We start from the raw sequence: 14,964 nt of genomic DNA on the forward strand, positions 1-14,964 counted from the left end.
CGCTGTAGGCAACGCAGATCCAGGGGCGCATGCCCAAGCGGTAGGAAAGCTCCCACTCGCGTCCCATGTAGGCGTAGATGCCGATCAGGAAGTGGAAGACCACCAGCTGGAAAGGACCACCGTTGTACAGCCACTCATCGAGGCTGGCGGCTTCCCAGATGGGATAGAAGTGCAGGCCGATGGCGTTGCTGGAAGGAACAACAGCACCGGAGATGATGTTGTTGCCGTACATCAGGGAGCCAGCTACGGGCTCACGGATGCCGTCGATGTCGACAGGGGGCGCGGCGATGAAGGCCACGATGAAGCAGATGGTGGCAGCCAGGAGGCAGGGGATCATCAGCACACCGAACCAGCCCACATAAAGGCGGTTGTTGGTGGAGGTGACCCAGTCGCAAAACTGGTTCCACGCAGAAGCGCCTTGGCGCTGCTGAATAGTGGTTGTCATGAGAACGAGAAGAGGGTGTTCCAGAGGAACGGGTATGGAAGGTGGCAAGCCACCAGACGGAATCCCGTCGAGCGCAAGAGCATTGCGTAAAAGAACTGTAACGGAAGATTGCGGGATTAGTGAGAAGGCTGACCGGGAGGCGCCAAAGCCCTGCTGATGAATCCTATAAGTACCGCTTATGCCGGGGTGCGGCGGATCACCTGGAGTCCCAGCGTCACCCTCGTACCCACCCGCTTCTGTTTCAACAACTGCGGTTATTGCAGCTTTCGGCGCCCCCCAGATGGCCTAGATCCCTTAGCTGATGGGCTCAGTGATGCCCAGGCGCAAGCGGCATTGAGGCTGCGCCCTTGGGCTGCGGAGGTGCTGTTGCTAAGCGGGGAGGTGCCGCCCGGCTCCCCCCAGCGCCGCGCCTGGTTCAGTCGTCTGCTGGCTCTTAGTCGTCTGGCCTGGATAGAGGGCCGGCTGCCGCACACAAACGCGGGCCCCCTCTCGATAGCTGAAATGGCCGCCCTGGGCCGGCTTAATGGCTCCATGGGGCTGATGCTGGAAGGGCTCGGCCCGGCCTACGACGCCTTGCATCGCCAGTCTCCGAGCAAGAGCTTGGCGGTGCGACTCGGCCAGTTGGAGCAGGCTGGTCGTTTAGGGATCCTCTACACCACGGGGTTGTTGCTGGGCGTGGGGGAGTCCGAGGCTGACAGGCTCGCGGCCCTGGAGTTGCTGGCCCAGCTGCAGCGCCGCTGGGGTCACTTGCAGGAGGTGATCCTCCAGCCCTTTCGCCCCGATGCCACTTCTGCTCTGTTGCTCAATGCCACTGAGCAGGCCGACCTGCTTGGCACCATTGCTGCTGCCCGGTCAATCTTGCCGCCGGAGGTGCATCTGCAGTTGCCACCAAATCTTTGGCCCTTGCAAGAGCTACCTGCTGCCCTGGCGGCGGGCATCGATGATCTTGGCGGCATCGATAGCAGTGACGTGATCAACCGCGCCTATCCCCAGCCCACGCCAAGCCAGTTAGCGGAAGTGCTTGCCCAGGCTGGCTACGAGCTGACTCGCCGGCTGTGCGTGCATCAATCCTGGCGACGCTGTTTGCCGCTGGCGATGCGGCGCCAGGCTCTCCGCGCCGAATCAAGGTTGTTAGCGTCCAAATCTTCCGGACTCAGGAGTCCATGGCCGTGAGCGCCGCGAGCGACCAACGGGTGCTGCTGGTGCGGCTTCCCTGCAATCCAATTTTTCCGATCGGCCCGATCTACCTGGCTGATCACCTCCATAAGCAGTTCCCGCAGCTGCCTCAGCAGATTCTTGATCTGGCGGCAGTGCCCCTGCTTGATGTGGACCAGGTGCTGCTGCGGGCAGTTGAGGCGTTTAGGCCCACCCTGCTGGTGTTCTCCTGGCGCGACATCCAGATTTATGCGCCCGTGGATGGGCGTGGCGGCAATCCCCTGCAGAACTCCTTTGAGGTGTTTTATGCCCGCAATCCGCTGCGGCGTCTGCGCGGTGCCTTGGGTGGCCTGGGGTTGATGGCTTCTTTTTACGGTGAGCTATGGCGGAATCTGCGGCTGGTGCGCCGCGGCCTGCGCCGAGCCCGCCGCTTCGAGCCCGAGGCCACCGCTGTGCTCGGAGGGGGTGCGGTGAGTGTGTTTTATGAGCAGCTGGGCCGCAAGCTGCCCAAGGGCACCGTGGTGTCGGTGGGAGAAGGGGAGCCCCTGCTGGAGAAGCTGATCCGCGGTGAATCCCTGGCTGAGGAGCGCTGCTTTTTGGCGGGTGAGGCACCCCGGCTCGGGCTGATCCACGAGCAGCCGGCTGGCATGGATAAAACCGCCTGCAACTACGCCTACATCGCCGAGATTTGGCCCCAGCTCGACTGGTATCTCGACGGCGGTGACTTCTACGTGGGCGTCCAGACCAAGCGCGGCTGCCCCCACAACTGCTGCTACTGCGTTTACACCGTGGTGGAGGGCAAGGCGGTGCGCGTCAATCCTGTGGAGGAGGTGATCGCTGAGATGCGCCAGCTCTACGCCAGGGGCGTGAGAGGTTTTTGGTTCACCGATGCCCAGTTCATCCCGGCCCGGCGCTACATCGACGACGCCAAGCAGTTGTTGCGGGCGATTCAGGCCCAGGGTTGGAGCGATATCCGCTGGGCCGCCTACATCCGCGCCGACAACCTCGACGCCGAGCTGGCTGAGCTGATGGTGGCCACCGGCATGGATTACTTCGAGATCGGCATCACCTCGGGCTCCCAGGAGCTCGTGCGCAAGATGCGCATGGGCTACAACCTGCGCACCGTGCTCGAGAACTGCCGCCTGCTGGCTCGTGCCGGCTTCCGCGAGCACGTGTCGGTGAATTACTCGTTCAACGTGATCGACGAGCGGCCAGAGACGATCCGCCAGACCGTGGCCTATCACCGCGAGCTGGAGCGCATCTTCGGGGCCGACAAAGTCGAGCCAGCGATCTTTTTCATCGGCCTGCAGCCCCACACCCACCTGGAGCAATACGGCTTTGATCAGGGCCTGATCAAGCCTGGCTACAACCCGATGAGCATGCTGCCTTGGACTGCTCGCCAGCTGCTCTGGAACCCTGAGCCGATGGGCAGCACTTTCGGCCGCATCTGCCTCGAGGCCTTCGAGCGCAACCCCGGTGATTTCGGCCGCACCGTGATGGACCTGCTTGAGCGTGATTACGGCCTCGCCCCACTGGAAGAGGCCCTACATGCCCCAGTGGAGGGGCGCAAAGCCCTGGCTACGGCGACCCGCTAGACCCGTCTTTGCTCCACCAGCGGCGGCGAATCCAGAGCAGGGCGCCCAGGCCTATCCAGCCAATCAGTCCGCCGATCGGGTTGATGTCGGCGCCACCGGGCCCCACCAGCCAGCCAGGCGCTGCTGGGGAAATCTGCAGCAGGCCCTTCTGCACTAGAAACCAACCCCCCACTAGGCCGCCATGCAGGCCTATTGCTCCCCATAGGGAGCCTGAGTCGGCTCGCCGCTGCAGAGCCAGCACCAGACCCAACAGAATTAAGCCCCCCAGCAGCCCCAAGGCCTCGAGCCCAGGGGCCCGATACCAGGGGTGCAGCAGGGCAAAGATAAGCGCCTGCACCACCAGCGCCCGGCGTGCCCCCAGCTGGAGCTCCAGTTCACCCCATAGCCAGCCGCGAAATAGCAACTCTTCGGCAAATCCCACCCCCGCCAGCAGCAGCAGGCCGTTGAGCAGCAGGGCTCCATTGAGCTCTCCAAGCCATTGGGCTTGGCCCGCGAGCATTAAGCCCACGGCAACTAGGGCGAGTAATAGCAGTGCCTTCAGCAGCCCCCGCACGCCGCTGCGTAGGGCAAGGGCACCTGGCACAGCCAATCCCAGGCGCAGCCAGGGATTGGACTCCTGCCAAACCCGCCTCAGTCTCAAAGGCAGGCTGGTAAGCAACAAAATCAGGGCCACTACCAGACCCGCCAGATCCACTTGGTCGGAGCGCCAGTTGGGGGCTAGGAGGGCAAGAGGCCGGGCCACCAGCCAACCCATTAGGTAGAGCAAGGGCACGTACAACAAGGTGCCCCACCAGTGCGGTCGCACTGCCGCGTTAGCTGCCGCAGCAGGCGGCTCCATCAGCTTTCGGGCTCGAGGCTGCTGCTCAGGCCCTTGCCCTTAAGGGTTTCGCAATAAAACTCAGCGGGCTCTAGATCGCAGACGATCACCAGTCCTACGCCGGTGTTGTGGGCCTCCAGCATTACGGCAATCGCGTCCTGCTCACTGAGCGAGGGCACCACTTGGCGCAGGGTGGTCACCACGTATTCCATCGAGTTGACGGGATCGTTGTGCAGCAGCACCTTGTAGCGGGGCGATGGCTTGCGCACCCGCTCCGGGGCCTTCTCCATCACGGCTGCCCCGCCGCTCTCGCGGCTGGGACTCTGGGTGGCGATTGGCATAGGAGTCATGGCAACAGACATGACGTTTCGCCCTATTAAAGGGCCCGGATGCGCCCCATGGCTTCCTGCACGTTCTCCCGGCTGTTGAAGGCCGAAAGGCGGAAGTAGCCCTCTCCCGCGGCGCCGAAGCCGCTGCCGGGGGTGCCCACTACGTGGGCTTTGCCGAGCAGGTGGTCGAAGAAGCCCCAGGAATCCATGTTTTCGGGGGTTTTCAGCCACACGTAGGGGGCCTGCTCGCCCCCGTACACCTGGATGCCGGCGGCCGTGAGCTCGCGGCGGATGATCGCCGCGTTTTGCATGTAAAAGGCAACCAGAGCCTGCACTTGGGCCTGCCCCCCGACCGAATACACCGCCTCGGCGCCGCGCTGCACGATGTAGCTGACGCCGTTGAATTTGGTGCACTGGCGCCTGTTCCACAGGGCCCAAAGCTCCACCCGTTCACCATTGGCGGCAGTGCCCATCAGGCCGCGGGGCACCACGGTGAGAGCGCAGCGGGTGCCGGTGAAGCCGGCGTTCTTGGAAAAGGAGCGAAACTCGATGGCGCACTCGCGGGCGCCTTCGATCTCGTAGATCGAGTGGGGTAGTTCGGGGTCCTGGATGAAGGCCTCGTAGGCGGCGTCAAACAGGATCAGGGCATCGTTGGCGCGGGCGTAATCGACCCAGGCCTGCAGCTGCGCCTTGGTAGCTACAGCGCCGGTGGGGTTATTGGGAAAGCACAGGTAAATCAGATCCACCTTTTCAGTGGGGATCTCGGCGGTGAAGCCGTTGGCAGCGGTGATCGGCAGGTAGGTGAGGCCGCCATAGCGGCCTGCATCGTCGGCGTCGCCGGTGCGCCCTGCCATCACATTGCTGTCCACATAAACCGGGTAAACCGGGTCTGTTACGGCGATGCGGTTGCCCTCGCCGAGGATGTCGAGGATGTTGCTGCTGTCGCATTTCGAGCCGTCGGAGACGAAGATCTCCTCGGCGCTCACCTGGCAGCCGCGGGCCTGGAAATCGCTGGCGGCGATTTTTTCTCGCAGCCATAGGTAGCCCTGCTCAGGGCCGTAGCCATGGAAGCCCTCACGGGTGCCCATCTCGTCGATGGCGCCCTTCATGGCGGTGCGGCAGGCCTCAGGGAGCGGCTCGGTCACATCGCCGATGCCGAGGCGGATGATCGGCGCCTCGGGATTGGCCTCACTGAAGGCCTTCACCCGCCGGGCGATCTCCGGAAACAGGTAGCCAGCCTTGAGCTTGAGGTAGTTGCCGTTGACCTGGGCCATCGCAAGCGCGGGCCGCGACGGCCCATGAGAACTCGCCGGATTGTCCTATAGCGGCCGGCGCTGCATACGATCAAGGCTGTCCCTGCCGTCGGCACCTGTGACCGTTGCCACCTCGGCTGATGCGCCGGTCGACTTCGACGTCCTGATTGATCTGGGCATCAGCAAGCCCGCCCGCTACCTGGGCAATGAGCTGGGAGTGAAGCCGCGCGACTGGGAGGCCGATTGGAAGGAAGTAGGGGTGCGTTGGGCGCTCACCTACCCCGAGGTCTACGAGGTGGGGGCAAGCAACAGCGGCCACATCATTCTCTATTCAATCCTCAACGCCGTTCCCGGCCAGCTGTGCGATCGCAGCTACCTGCCTGCGCCTGATCTGGCCGCCCGTCTGCGCGAGCGCGGTGCCCCCCTCTTTGCAGTGGAGAGCCGGCGGCCCCTAGCCGGCTTCGACATCCTGGGCTTCTCGCTCAGCTACGAGCTGGGCGGCACCAACATCCTCGAGATGCTGGAGCTGGCCGGTATTCCGATTCGGGCTGCTGAGCGGGGCGACCTGCCCCTTAGCCACCCGGATGCGCCACCGCTGATCTTTGCTGGCGGCCCCACCGCCACCAGCAACCCGGAGCCCTTTGCTGCCTTTTTTGACTTCGTGGCCCTCGGCGATGGCGAGGAGCTGCTGCCGGAGATCGGCCTGGTGGTGGCTGAGGCTCGCGCCGCCGGCCAGACGCGCCGGCAGCTGCTGCGCGATCTGGCTCAGGTGCCTGGCGTGTACGTGCCCTCGCTCTATGGCCCCGGCGTCGATGGGGTGAGCATCGAACCGCTCGAACCAGGCGTCCCTGCTCGGGTTCAGCGGCGAACGGCCACGCCGATGCCCCATTACGCCATGGGGTTGGTGCCCCATATCGAAACCGTGCACGACCGGCTCACGGTGGAAATTCGCCGCGGCTGCACCCGCGGTTGCCGCTTCTGTCAGCCGGGGATGCTGACTCGGCCTGCCCGCGATGTGGAGCCAGAAGCGGTCATTGAAGCCGTTGAGGAGGGCATGGGCCGCACCGGCTACAGCGATTTCTCGTTGCTTTCGCTGAGCTGCTCGGATTATCTGGCTCTGCCTGCGGTGGGGGTGGAGCTGCGCAATCGCCTGGCTGACAAAAACGTGAGCCTCACCTTGCCTAGCCAGCGAGTGGATCGTTTTGACCAAAACATCGCCCACATCCTGGGCGGTACCCGCAAGGCAGGCCTCACCTTTGCGCCGGAGGCTGGCAGCCAGCGACTGCGCGACATCGTCAATAAGGGGCTCACCGACGCAGAGCTGCTGGCCGGCGTGCGTATGGCGATGGAGAACGGCTATCGCAAGTTGAAGCTCTATTTCATGATCGGTCTGCCGGGTGAAACTGACGCTGACGTGCTCGGCATCGCCGATACCTGCCAGGCCCTGCAAGGGCAGTGCTCCGATCTCGGCCGGCTGGAGCTCAACCTCACGATCAGTAATTTCACGCCCAAGCCCCATACGCCATTCCAGTGGCACAGCGTCAGTACCGATGAATTTCGGCGGCGTCAGGAGCTGTTGCGCCGAGCCCTGCGCCAGTTGCGGGGCCTCAAAACTAATTTCAGTGATGTGCGCCTTTCCGCGGTGGAGGACTTTGTCGGCCGCGGCGACCGTCGCCTCTCAGCGGTGATTGAGGCGGCCTGGCGTGCCGGGGCGGGATTGGATGCCTGGTTTGAGTCGGCCGAGCGCAGCTACGCCGCCTGGACCGGCGCGATCGAGGCGGCGGGCCTGGGTGGCCGCTACCGCCAGCTGGAGCTAGGCGCCTGGAGTGCGGCTGAGGCTATGGAGACTGCGGATTTGGAGGCCTTCTGCCGCCAGAGCCTGCCCTGGGACCACATCGATTCCGGCCTGGATAAGCGCTGGCTGGCCGAGGATCTGCAGCGCGCCCTGGCCGCCACCGTGGTGCCCGATTGCTCCTTTGAAGGCTGCAGCAGCTGTGGCGTGTGCGGCCCGGAGCTTGGCCACAACGTGGTGATTCCGCCGCCTGCCATTCCGGCGGCTCTTCCCCAGCGGGCCCCTGCCAGCGACCGGGTCGACCGGCTCCGCATTGGCTTTGCCAAAACTGGCTCCCTCGCTTTGATTAGCCATCTAGACACCTTGCGGATGCTGGAGCGGGCCCTGCGCCGCTCCGGCTTGCCGGTGAGTTTCACCGGTGGCTTCCATCCTCTGCCTCGCCTGCAGCTAGCCCTGCCGCTGCCCTTAGGGGTAGAGGGCAGCGGCGAGTGGCTGGATTTGGAGTTCACCGAACAGGTGGATCCAGGCCTGGTGCGCTCTCGATTGCAGCGTGAGCTTCCACCTGGCTTCCAGCTGCTCTCGGCTATTCGGGTTGAGGTGTTTGGCGTCAGCCTTTCCCAAGAGCTGGCCTCAGCCCATTGGCAGTTTGTTTTGCAGCCCCAAGCCGGGGCACCGCCTACCTTGGAGCAATGGCAGCAGGCCCGCGCCAGCCTGCTCGCCGCCGAGACGCTGATGTGGAACGACACAGATAAAAAGGGTCGCCCCCGCAGCCGGGATTGCCGGCCGTTTCTGCTCGATTTGCAATGGGCGGAGCCGCAGTCGGATGGTTCCTTGCTGTGCACCCTTTGGGCTGCGATCGATGCTGCTGGCCGCAGTCTCCGCCCTGAGCAGGTGCAGCACTGGCTCGCTGAACGGCTCGGTCAATCCCTTGCCCTGAGTGACTTGCGGCGGAAGGATTTGGTGCTCAAGCCGTGCTAATTTTTCACGAAGGCGAATAGCCGATTGGACCCGGTTTATTGATCGAGTTCCAGCGGTTGCCGGTAGCCAGATTCGCTGGTTTAACCGCCCCAGGACACCTCAGTCCCAGTCTTCGCCCCACCGCTTTCAGGAAGCTCGATTCTTGAAAGCTGTTTCGCGGCACTCGATGCGCGAAAGATTCAGAACAGCATTTTTTGCAGTATTGCCGCTAGAGCGATCCGGATTTACCGGCGCTCCGAACGTTTTTTGGGCTTCCGATAGTCCAACTTTTTTGGCTTGTTGATGTTTTTCTGGCCTGGCCCCGAAGGGCTTGAACCAGGTTTCAGCCTTCAAGTCCGCCCATATCCATCGTTTTATCCCTGGCCGGGCCCGTCGGCCTATCCCATTCCCCATGCCCCAGCAGATCGTCATAGCCGAGCAACTGCGAATCGCCGCAGTTCTCAACGACGAACGTGTTGATGAATTGGTTGTGGCTCAAGGCCGCTATCAGATCGGAGACGTCTATCTAGGCACCGTTGAAAATGTGTTGCCTGGCATCGACGCCGCTTTTGTAAATATCGGCGAAAGCGAAAAGAACGGCTTTATTCACGTCACTGATCTGGGCCCCTTGCGGCTGCGCAAGGGAGCTGCCGGCATTACCGAGCTACTGGAGCCGCGCCAGAAGGTGTTGGTGCAGGTGATGAAGGAGCCCACCGGTACCAAGGGCCCCCGCCTCACCGGCAACCTCGCCTTGCCAGGGCGGTTTTTGGTGCTGCAGCCCCACGGCCAGGGAGTGAACATCTCCCGCCGCATCAACGGTGAGAACGAGCGCAACCGTCTGCGGGCCCTCTGTGTGCTGATCAAGCCACCAGGCGCAGGCCTGTTGATCCGCACCGAGGCAGAAGCTGTTAGCGAAGAGCTGCTAATCGACGACCTTGAAGCCCTGCTGCGCCAGTGGGAGGGCATCCAAACCGCCGCCGAAACCGCCAGCCCACCGGTGCTGCTCAACCGCGACGAAGACTTTGTGCATCGCGTGTTGCGCGATCTCTACAGCCCAGAGCTAGTGCGGGTGGTGGTTGATACCCCGGAGGCTGTTGCCCGGGCCAATGCCTTTCTGGGCTCTGATCACACCACGGTGCTGGTGGAAGCCCACACCGAATCGGCGGAGATTCTTGAGCACTTCAAGGTCAATGCCGCCATTCGCGATGCCTTGAAGCCGCGAGTTGATCTGCCTTCCGGCGGCTACGTGATTATCGAGCCCACCGAGGCGCTCACTGTCATTGATGTCAACTCCGGCTCCTTCACCCGCTCGGCCAACTCTCGCGAGACGGTGCTCTGGACCAACTGCGAAGCGGCTGTGGAGATCGGCCGCCAGCTGAAGCTGCGCAACATCGGTGGCGTCGTGATCATCGACTTCATTGATATGGAGTCCCGTCGTGATCAGCTGCAGCTGCTCGAACATTTCACCCAGGCGGTGCGCGACGATGCCGCCCGTCCCCAAATAGCCCAGCTCACCGAGCTCGGCCTAGTGGAGCTCACCCGCAAGCGCCAGGGGCAGAACATCTACGAACTGTTTGGACGAGCTTGTCCCAGCTGTGGGGGCTTGGGTCATGTGGCCGTGCTGCCAGGCAAAGACACGCTTCAGCCCCTGGCAACCCTCACCGGCCTGGTGCGCTCCGCCGCATCGGCTCGCGCTGAGGTGCTCAGCCCCGGCATCCCCGAGGCCGCTACCGGTCGCCGCCGCCGAGGTGGGCGAGGCGGGCGTAATGGCAGTGAGTTCCTCGATGCGCCTGGCACGCAGGCCGCTGATGGGGTCGAGATCGTCCCGATCGAGGCACCTGTCTCAGGCAGTGGCGCCAGCATGGAGCCGGCCCCCCGCCGCTTTGATCAGGAGCTGGTGGCCGTGCCGATGGATGCGGACCAGGAATTGGTGTTTGGTTGGATGGGCCTCAATCCAGCTCTGCTGCTCGAGCAGCCCCCCAGCAACGACAACGTCGTGGTCAGGGTGGTTCGCCCCGGCATGGAGGCGGAAGAAGTGCTGGAGCAAGCCAGGCAGCAGCTGGCAGTTGCTGGTTCCCGTCGCCGCCGCGGACGAGGTGGTCGCGGCGGTAATGGGGCCGCCGCTGATGGTCAGTACGGCGCTGGAGAGATGCCGGCCTCAGGCGTAGAGACTCTGGTTATGCCGGCCCCGGTGGAAATTACGCCCCTGCCAGAGCTCAGCGAGCCTGAGACAGTGGTCACGGTGTCGGTGCCGACCACTGCCAGCATCGCTCCTCCTGAAGTCGAGATTCCAGCTCGCCGCGGTCGCACCCGCAGTTCTGCCGCCAAAACCCCTGCAGCGAAATCCCAAACCTCCCAGACCACAACCCCCGAAGCCGGCACCGCCCAAGTAGACACCGCGTTGGCAGTCGCTGAGCCGGAGCTTGATGAGTCAGGCGAACCACGTCGCCGCCGCCGGCGCTCCTCGGCCTCCAGCTGAGTGGGTCCGCCGGAGTCGGATCCCTGGCAGGGCCGGGATCCGGGCGAGTGCGCCGGCGTTGATGAGGTCGGTCGCGGTTGTCTATTCGGCCCTGTTTTTGCTGCTGCGGTAGTGCTGCCGGCCGCAGCGCTAAAGCCCTTGGCTGGTCTGGGGCTCACCGACAGCAAGAAGCTCACCGCCCGGCGGCGAGCGGCCCTGGTGCCCGTTATCCAGCGCCTGGCGGCTTCCTGGGCCCTCGGCCAGGCCTCGGCGGCAGAAATCGATCGCGGGGGCATCCGGCTAGCAACAGAGCTGGCCATGGTCCGCGCCCTGCAAAAACTGTCGTGTCCGTTTGAGCTGCTGCTGGTGGATGGGGTGCTGCCCCTGCGGGGCTGGCACGGCGACCAGCGCACAATGGTGCGAGGCGATAGCCACTGCCTGGCGATTGCGGCCGCCAGCGTGCTGGCCAAGCAGGCCCGGGACGCCTTGATCACCGCCCTGGCGGAGCGCTATCCGGGCTATGGGCTGGAGCGTCATGCTGGTTACGGCACGGCCTTGCATCGCGCCGCCCTCCAAAACCTCGGCACAACGCCGCTGCATCGTCATAGTTTTTTGGGGCGGCTGGAGCTCAGTGCTCCTGGCACCAGAGGCGATAGTCGCTGAGTAGCTGCTGCCCCACCCGGCCCTTGATGCCCAGCAGGATGCCTGCCAGCAGAGAGCGGCCGGTGGCCTCCAGCACCTTGGCGGGAATCAGTTTGAGCAGCGAGGGCTGGCTCACCGTCACGGCCAAGCTGGCTTCCCCTTCCAGCCCGTTGGCACCCGCTGCCAACCAGGATCCCAGGGTGAGCTGGAAATCATCCACTAGCCCCAAACCCTCCAGTTCACACTCGGTGGCTTCCAGCACCAGCCGGTCTTGGGCCAGATGGATGCGCAGATCCACCACTGGCTGAATCTGCAGTTGAAATACCTGCAGATGGGTCACCGCGTAGCGATAGCGACCTGGGCCGAGGGGCTCGAGCTGGTCGGGATCCAGCAGGGCTTTGACCACCCGATCCTGATCGCTCAAGTAGGCGGCCAGCCGTTCGGGCTGGTGGCTTACGTCAAGTTGCAGTTGCTGACTGGCGCTGAAGGCCAGGGGCATGGCCTGCGGGCCGGCGCGGCATGATCCTATCGGTCACCACTCGATGGCCTCTCCTCGGTTTCGGAAACGATGCGTTTTGCCTTCCTCGGGCCGGCCGGCACCTACGGCGAGCAGGCAACCCGGCAACTGGCCGAGTTGGAAGGCGTCGCCAACCCTGAATTGGTGCCTCAGCTAGGTATCCGTGCCGTTGTTCAGGCCCTAGCCAATGGCACCTGTGATGCGGCAGTGGTGCCCGTCGAGAATTCAGTGGAGGGGGGGGTGACGGCCTGCCTGGACGCGCTCTGGGAGCATCCGGATCTCAGCGTCGCGCGGGCCCTGGTGCTGCCGATCCGCCATGCCCTGCTTGGCAGCGGCCCGATTACGGGCGTGAGTGAGGTGTTGTCCCATCCCCAGGCCCTGGCCCAGTGCTGCCAGTGGCTGTCGGAACACCTGCCCCAGGCCCTGCAGTTGCCCACCAGCTCCACGGCGGAGGCGGCCCGCATGGTGGCGGGCAGCCGCTTCCGCGCGGCGATCGCCTCCCAGCAGGCCGGCACGGAGCATGGCCTGCTGGAGCTGGCCTACCCGATCAATGATGTGGTGGGCAACTGCACCCGCTTCCTGTTGCTGCGGCGGGGACCACGCTCATCGCAGGGCCCGATGGCAAGCCTCGCCTTCTCCCTGCACTCCAACCAGCCAGGGGCCCTGCTCGAAGCCCTGGGCTGCTTTGCCCAGCGCGGGCTCAACATGGGCCGAATCGAGTCGCGACCATCAAAGCGGGAGATGGGTGAGTACATATTTTTCGTTGATCTGGAGCTTCCAGATGGATCGACCCCTCTGGAGGAATCCCTTGCTGAGCTGGCGCCCCTTTGCGAGCACCTAGCCCTATTCGGGGCCTACCCAGTCACCAACCTCACTTAGGAGTCGTTTAAGGCTTGCTGGGCTTGCGACCGCGAAAGACGCCAAATTGCATCAGTCCGGTGGCGAAGGACCAACGCATCAGCAGGATCGTGGGGGTTTCGCGCAGGCCTTGCAAAACTGCGGCGGGACCCAGGCCCAGGATTGCGCCTGGCCGGCGTACGCCCTCAAAGATCGATTCGATCCAGGAGGGCAGGGTGGCGCTGGTCCAGTCGCCGGTTTCGATGCTGATGCCACCAGCCTGCTGACTTTGCTCGAGGTGCTTTTGCAGTCCGCGGATACTGGCGAATTCAGGGTGGGCCCACTGTTCAAGCAACTGACGCATCACCCAGCGCTCTCGCCGATCCATGGCGCCATCGGCCGGATCGCGCCGGTTCCAGTCAGCTACAGCCAGCAGGCCGCCAGGTTTGAGCACCCGCAACAACTCATCGGCGTAGCGCTGCTTGTCGGGCATATGGGGACAGGCCTCCACACTCCAGACGGCATCAACGCTGGCGTCGGCAATTTCCATGGCCAGGGCATCCATCACCGCAAAGCGGCAGCTGAGGCCGGCTGGAGTTAGGGCTGTGGCCCGGGCGATCTGGGCCGGGCTGATGCTGATACCCAGGACGTTCAGTCCGTAGTCCTTCGCCAGGATGCGGGCGCTGCCACCAATGCCGCAGCCCACATCCAGCACGGTCGAGCCGCGGGGCAGTTGGTCAAGGCCGCTCCAGCGCGCCAGTTCATGGACGAAGGTTTCTTTGGCAACTCGGAAATCCTGGTGGCGCGACCTGCCGCTACCACTCTGGCGGTAATAGCCCAGGTGGATATGGTCCCCCCAGAGCCGCTCCAGCAGCTGGTCATTGGTCCAGCGGTCGTAGGCGTCTGCCACGCTTGCTGAGGATTCATAACGCCGCCGGCGTTTCAACCAGAGGCGCGCTGATAGGGCGACGGCAAGGCAGCCAAGGGCTCCTGCCCCGATGGTGGCGGCTAGGGGCCAGCTCAGGACGGTCATGACAGGAGTTATTGGGGCTGGAAGGTGTCTTTGAGCACGGTGCGTGCCGCCAACTGCCTCCTGGTCTGGTCCAGCAGTTCGTATTCCTGGCGCAGGCGCTCGCTGGTGTCAGTTATCTCCAGCAGGGCCTGCTGGTGGTCGGCCACGGGGCCGCCTAGGTGGGCTCCGATCCAGAACGACAGCTCCCGGGGCAGGTCGGGCAGGTCGTTGGGCAGGCTGGCCGGTTTGCCAATCAGCTTGCCGGTGAGTTCCACCACATCCCGCAGGGCCTGGCCGACATCGCCCGCTAACGCAGCCAGCTCCGCATGGCTCGTCTCGGGTTCATCCTCAATCCAGCTCACCATTCCCACTCGAAAGGGCGCCTCACGCACGATGTCGAGTACGCGAAAACGCTGTTGCCCCATGGTCACAATGTTGCTGTGGTCGTCGTCCTGGGTCTGGCAGTGCAGGATCTCGGCACAGCAGCCCACATCGGCCATGGTCTGGTTTTGGGGGTCCCAACGCACAACTCCGAAGCGCTGGTCTCCGGCCATCACGGTGCGCAGCAGCATCCGGTAGCGGGGCTCAAAAATATGAAGTGGCAGTACTTCCTGGGGGAAGAGCACCACGTCGGGCAAGGGAAACAGCGGCAGCTCCCTTACGGCCAGCTCGCCCATGGCTTTAACAGGAGATGCAAGAGCATCCTAGAAAAAATGCCCCTGCCACGCGTTGGCGTGACAGGGGTCGGCTGCAGTAAGCGACTGGTCAGGCAGGGCTACCGGAGATTGGGATCAGAGCTTGACTTCAATATCAACGCCGCTGGGCAGGTCAAGCTTCATCAGGGCGTCGATGGTCTTTGCCGAAGGGCTGTAGATATCGATGATGCGCCGATGGGTGCGGGTTTCGAAGTGCTCGCGGGAGTCTTTGTCGACGTGAGGCGAGCGAAGCACGCAGTAAATCTTGCGCTTGGTTGGGAGCGGAATGGGGCCGATCGCCGTTGCGGCGGTGTGGTCGGCAGTTTCGATGATTTTTTCGCAGGAGAGATCAAGCATCCGGCGATCAAACGCCTTGAGGCGAATGCGGATCTTCTGCTGGGCAATGGCTGTGGACATGTCAGATCAGGCGTCAGGAAGCTCCTGGGCGGAACGCCCGGGT

The 14,964-nt window shown here is 63.8% G+C and carries 14 protein-coding genes and 1 pseudogene; 6 read left to right on the forward strand and 9 right to left on the reverse strand.

The window, feature by feature from the left end; translation table 11 throughout:
• Positions 1-445, reverse strand: a pseudogene (locus KBZ22_RS08685) (photosystem II q(b) protein); the annotation flags it as partial.
• A gap of 156 nt (positions 446-601) precedes the next feature.
• Here KBZ22_RS08685 and cofG point away from each other — a divergent pair.
• On the forward strand, positions 602-1,618 hold the full coding sequence (cofG, locus tag KBZ22_RS08690; RefSeq protein WP_255021711.1) for a 7,8-didemethyl-8-hydroxy-5-deazariboflavin synthase subunit CofG: 1,017 nt from the start codon (positions 602-604) through the stop codon (positions 1,616-1,618).
• The gene (locus tag KBZ22_RS08695) at positions 1,615-3,195 is read left to right on the forward strand and encodes a photosystem II high light acclimation radical SAM protein (RefSeq protein WP_396111876.1); all 1,581 of its coding nucleotides are present in this window, start codon (positions 1,615-1,617) and stop codon (positions 3,193-3,195) included. Before cofG ends, KBZ22_RS08695 begins: the two co-directional genes overlap by 4 nt.
• On the opposite strand, the gene KBZ22_RS08700 is transcribed toward KBZ22_RS08695, so the two are convergent.
• The 3 genes from KBZ22_RS08700 to KBZ22_RS08710 are packed head-to-tail and all read right to left on the reverse strand — an operon-like array spanning position 3,179 to position 5,615.
• Positions 3,179-4,033, reverse strand: coding sequence for a CPBP family intramembrane glutamic endopeptidase (locus tag KBZ22_RS08700; RefSeq protein WP_255021713.1), 855 nt, complete (start codon positions 4,031-4,033; stop codon positions 3,179-3,181). The genes KBZ22_RS08695 and KBZ22_RS08700 overlap by 17 nt on opposite strands.
• On the reverse strand, positions 4,033-4,362 hold the full coding sequence (gene clpS, locus KBZ22_RS08705) for an ATP-dependent Clp protease adapter ClpS (RefSeq protein ID WP_396093912.1): 330 nt from the start codon (positions 4,360-4,362) through the stop codon (positions 4,033-4,035). Before clpS ends, KBZ22_RS08700 begins: the two co-directional genes overlap by 1 nt.
• Before the next feature lie 26 nt (positions 4,363-4,388).
• Positions 4,389-5,615: an LL-diaminopimelate aminotransferase gene (locus KBZ22_RS08710; protein ID WP_255021714.1), complete on the reverse strand. Its 1,227-nt coding sequence runs from the start codon at positions 5,613-5,615 to the stop codon at positions 4,389-4,391.
• Positions 5,616-5,712: 97 nt separating this feature from the next.
• On the opposite strand from KBZ22_RS08710, the gene KBZ22_RS08715 reads away from it, so the two are divergent.
• The gene (locus tag KBZ22_RS08715) at positions 5,713-8,364 is read left to right on the forward strand and encodes a TIGR03960 family B12-binding radical SAM protein (RefSeq protein ID WP_255021716.1); all 2,652 of its coding nucleotides are present in this window, start codon (positions 5,713-5,715) and stop codon (positions 8,362-8,364) included.
• 126 nt (positions 8,365-8,490) lie between these two features.
• Here the strand turns inward: KBZ22_RS08715 and KBZ22_RS08720 are convergent, their stop codons facing one another.
• On the reverse strand, positions 8,491-8,697 hold the full coding sequence (locus KBZ22_RS08720) for a hypothetical protein (protein WP_255021717.1): 207 nt from the start codon (positions 8,695-8,697) through the stop codon (positions 8,491-8,493).
• A gap of 58 nt (positions 8,698-8,755) precedes the next feature.
• Between KBZ22_RS08720 and KBZ22_RS08725 the strand changes: the two genes are divergently transcribed.
• A complete protein-coding gene (locus KBZ22_RS08725) occupies positions 8,756-10,822 on the forward strand; it encodes an Rne/Rng family ribonuclease (protein ID WP_255021718.1) in 2,067 nt (688 codons plus the stop codon).
• Positions 10,823-11,464, forward strand: coding sequence for a ribonuclease HII (locus KBZ22_RS08730; RefSeq protein WP_255021719.1), 642 nt, complete (start codon positions 10,823-10,825; stop codon positions 11,462-11,464).
• Here the strand turns inward: KBZ22_RS08730 and KBZ22_RS08735 are convergent.
• Entirely contained in the window at positions 11,430-11,942 is a 513-nt protein-coding gene (locus KBZ22_RS08735) for a DUF1997 domain-containing protein (protein ID WP_254941759.1), read from the reverse strand. The two genes, KBZ22_RS08730 and KBZ22_RS08735, sit on opposite strands and share 35 nt — an antisense overlap.
• Positions 11,943-12,011: 69 nt before the next feature.
• On the opposite strand from KBZ22_RS08735, the gene pheA reads away from it, so the two are divergent.
• Positions 12,012-12,839, forward strand: coding sequence for a prephenate dehydratase (gene pheA / locus KBZ22_RS08740; RefSeq protein ID WP_255021720.1), 828 nt, complete (start codon positions 12,012-12,014; stop codon positions 12,837-12,839).
• Between the two features lie 7 nt (positions 12,840-12,846).
• Here pheA and KBZ22_RS08745 read toward each other — a convergent pair whose 3' ends face one another.
• The 3 genes from KBZ22_RS08745 to rpsJ form a co-directional block, all read right to left on the reverse strand.
• The gene (locus tag KBZ22_RS08745) at positions 12,847-13,830 is read right to left on the reverse strand and encodes a methyltransferase domain-containing protein (protein ID WP_255021721.1); all 984 of its coding nucleotides are present in this window, start codon (positions 13,828-13,830) and stop codon (positions 12,847-12,849) included.
• 8 nt (positions 13,831-13,838) lie between these two features.
• Complete coding sequence (locus KBZ22_RS08750; protein ID WP_106632421.1) at positions 13,839-14,486, reverse strand: LON peptidase substrate-binding domain-containing protein; 648 nt, start codon at positions 14,484-14,486, stop codon at positions 13,839-13,841.
• Positions 14,487-14,600: 114 nt separating this feature from the next.
• Positions 14,601-14,921, reverse strand: coding sequence for a 30S ribosomal protein S10 (gene rpsJ, locus KBZ22_RS08755; protein WP_006910513.1), 321 nt, complete (start codon positions 14,919-14,921; stop codon positions 14,601-14,603).
• Positions 14,922-14,964: the final 43 nt, after the last annotated feature.

The sequence above is a fragment of the Cyanobium sp. L1E-Cus genome, from assembly GCF_024345755.1.
GTDB classification, from domain to species: Bacteria; Cyanobacteriota; Cyanobacteriia; order PCC-6307; family Cyanobiaceae; genus Cyanobium_A; species Cyanobium_A usitatum.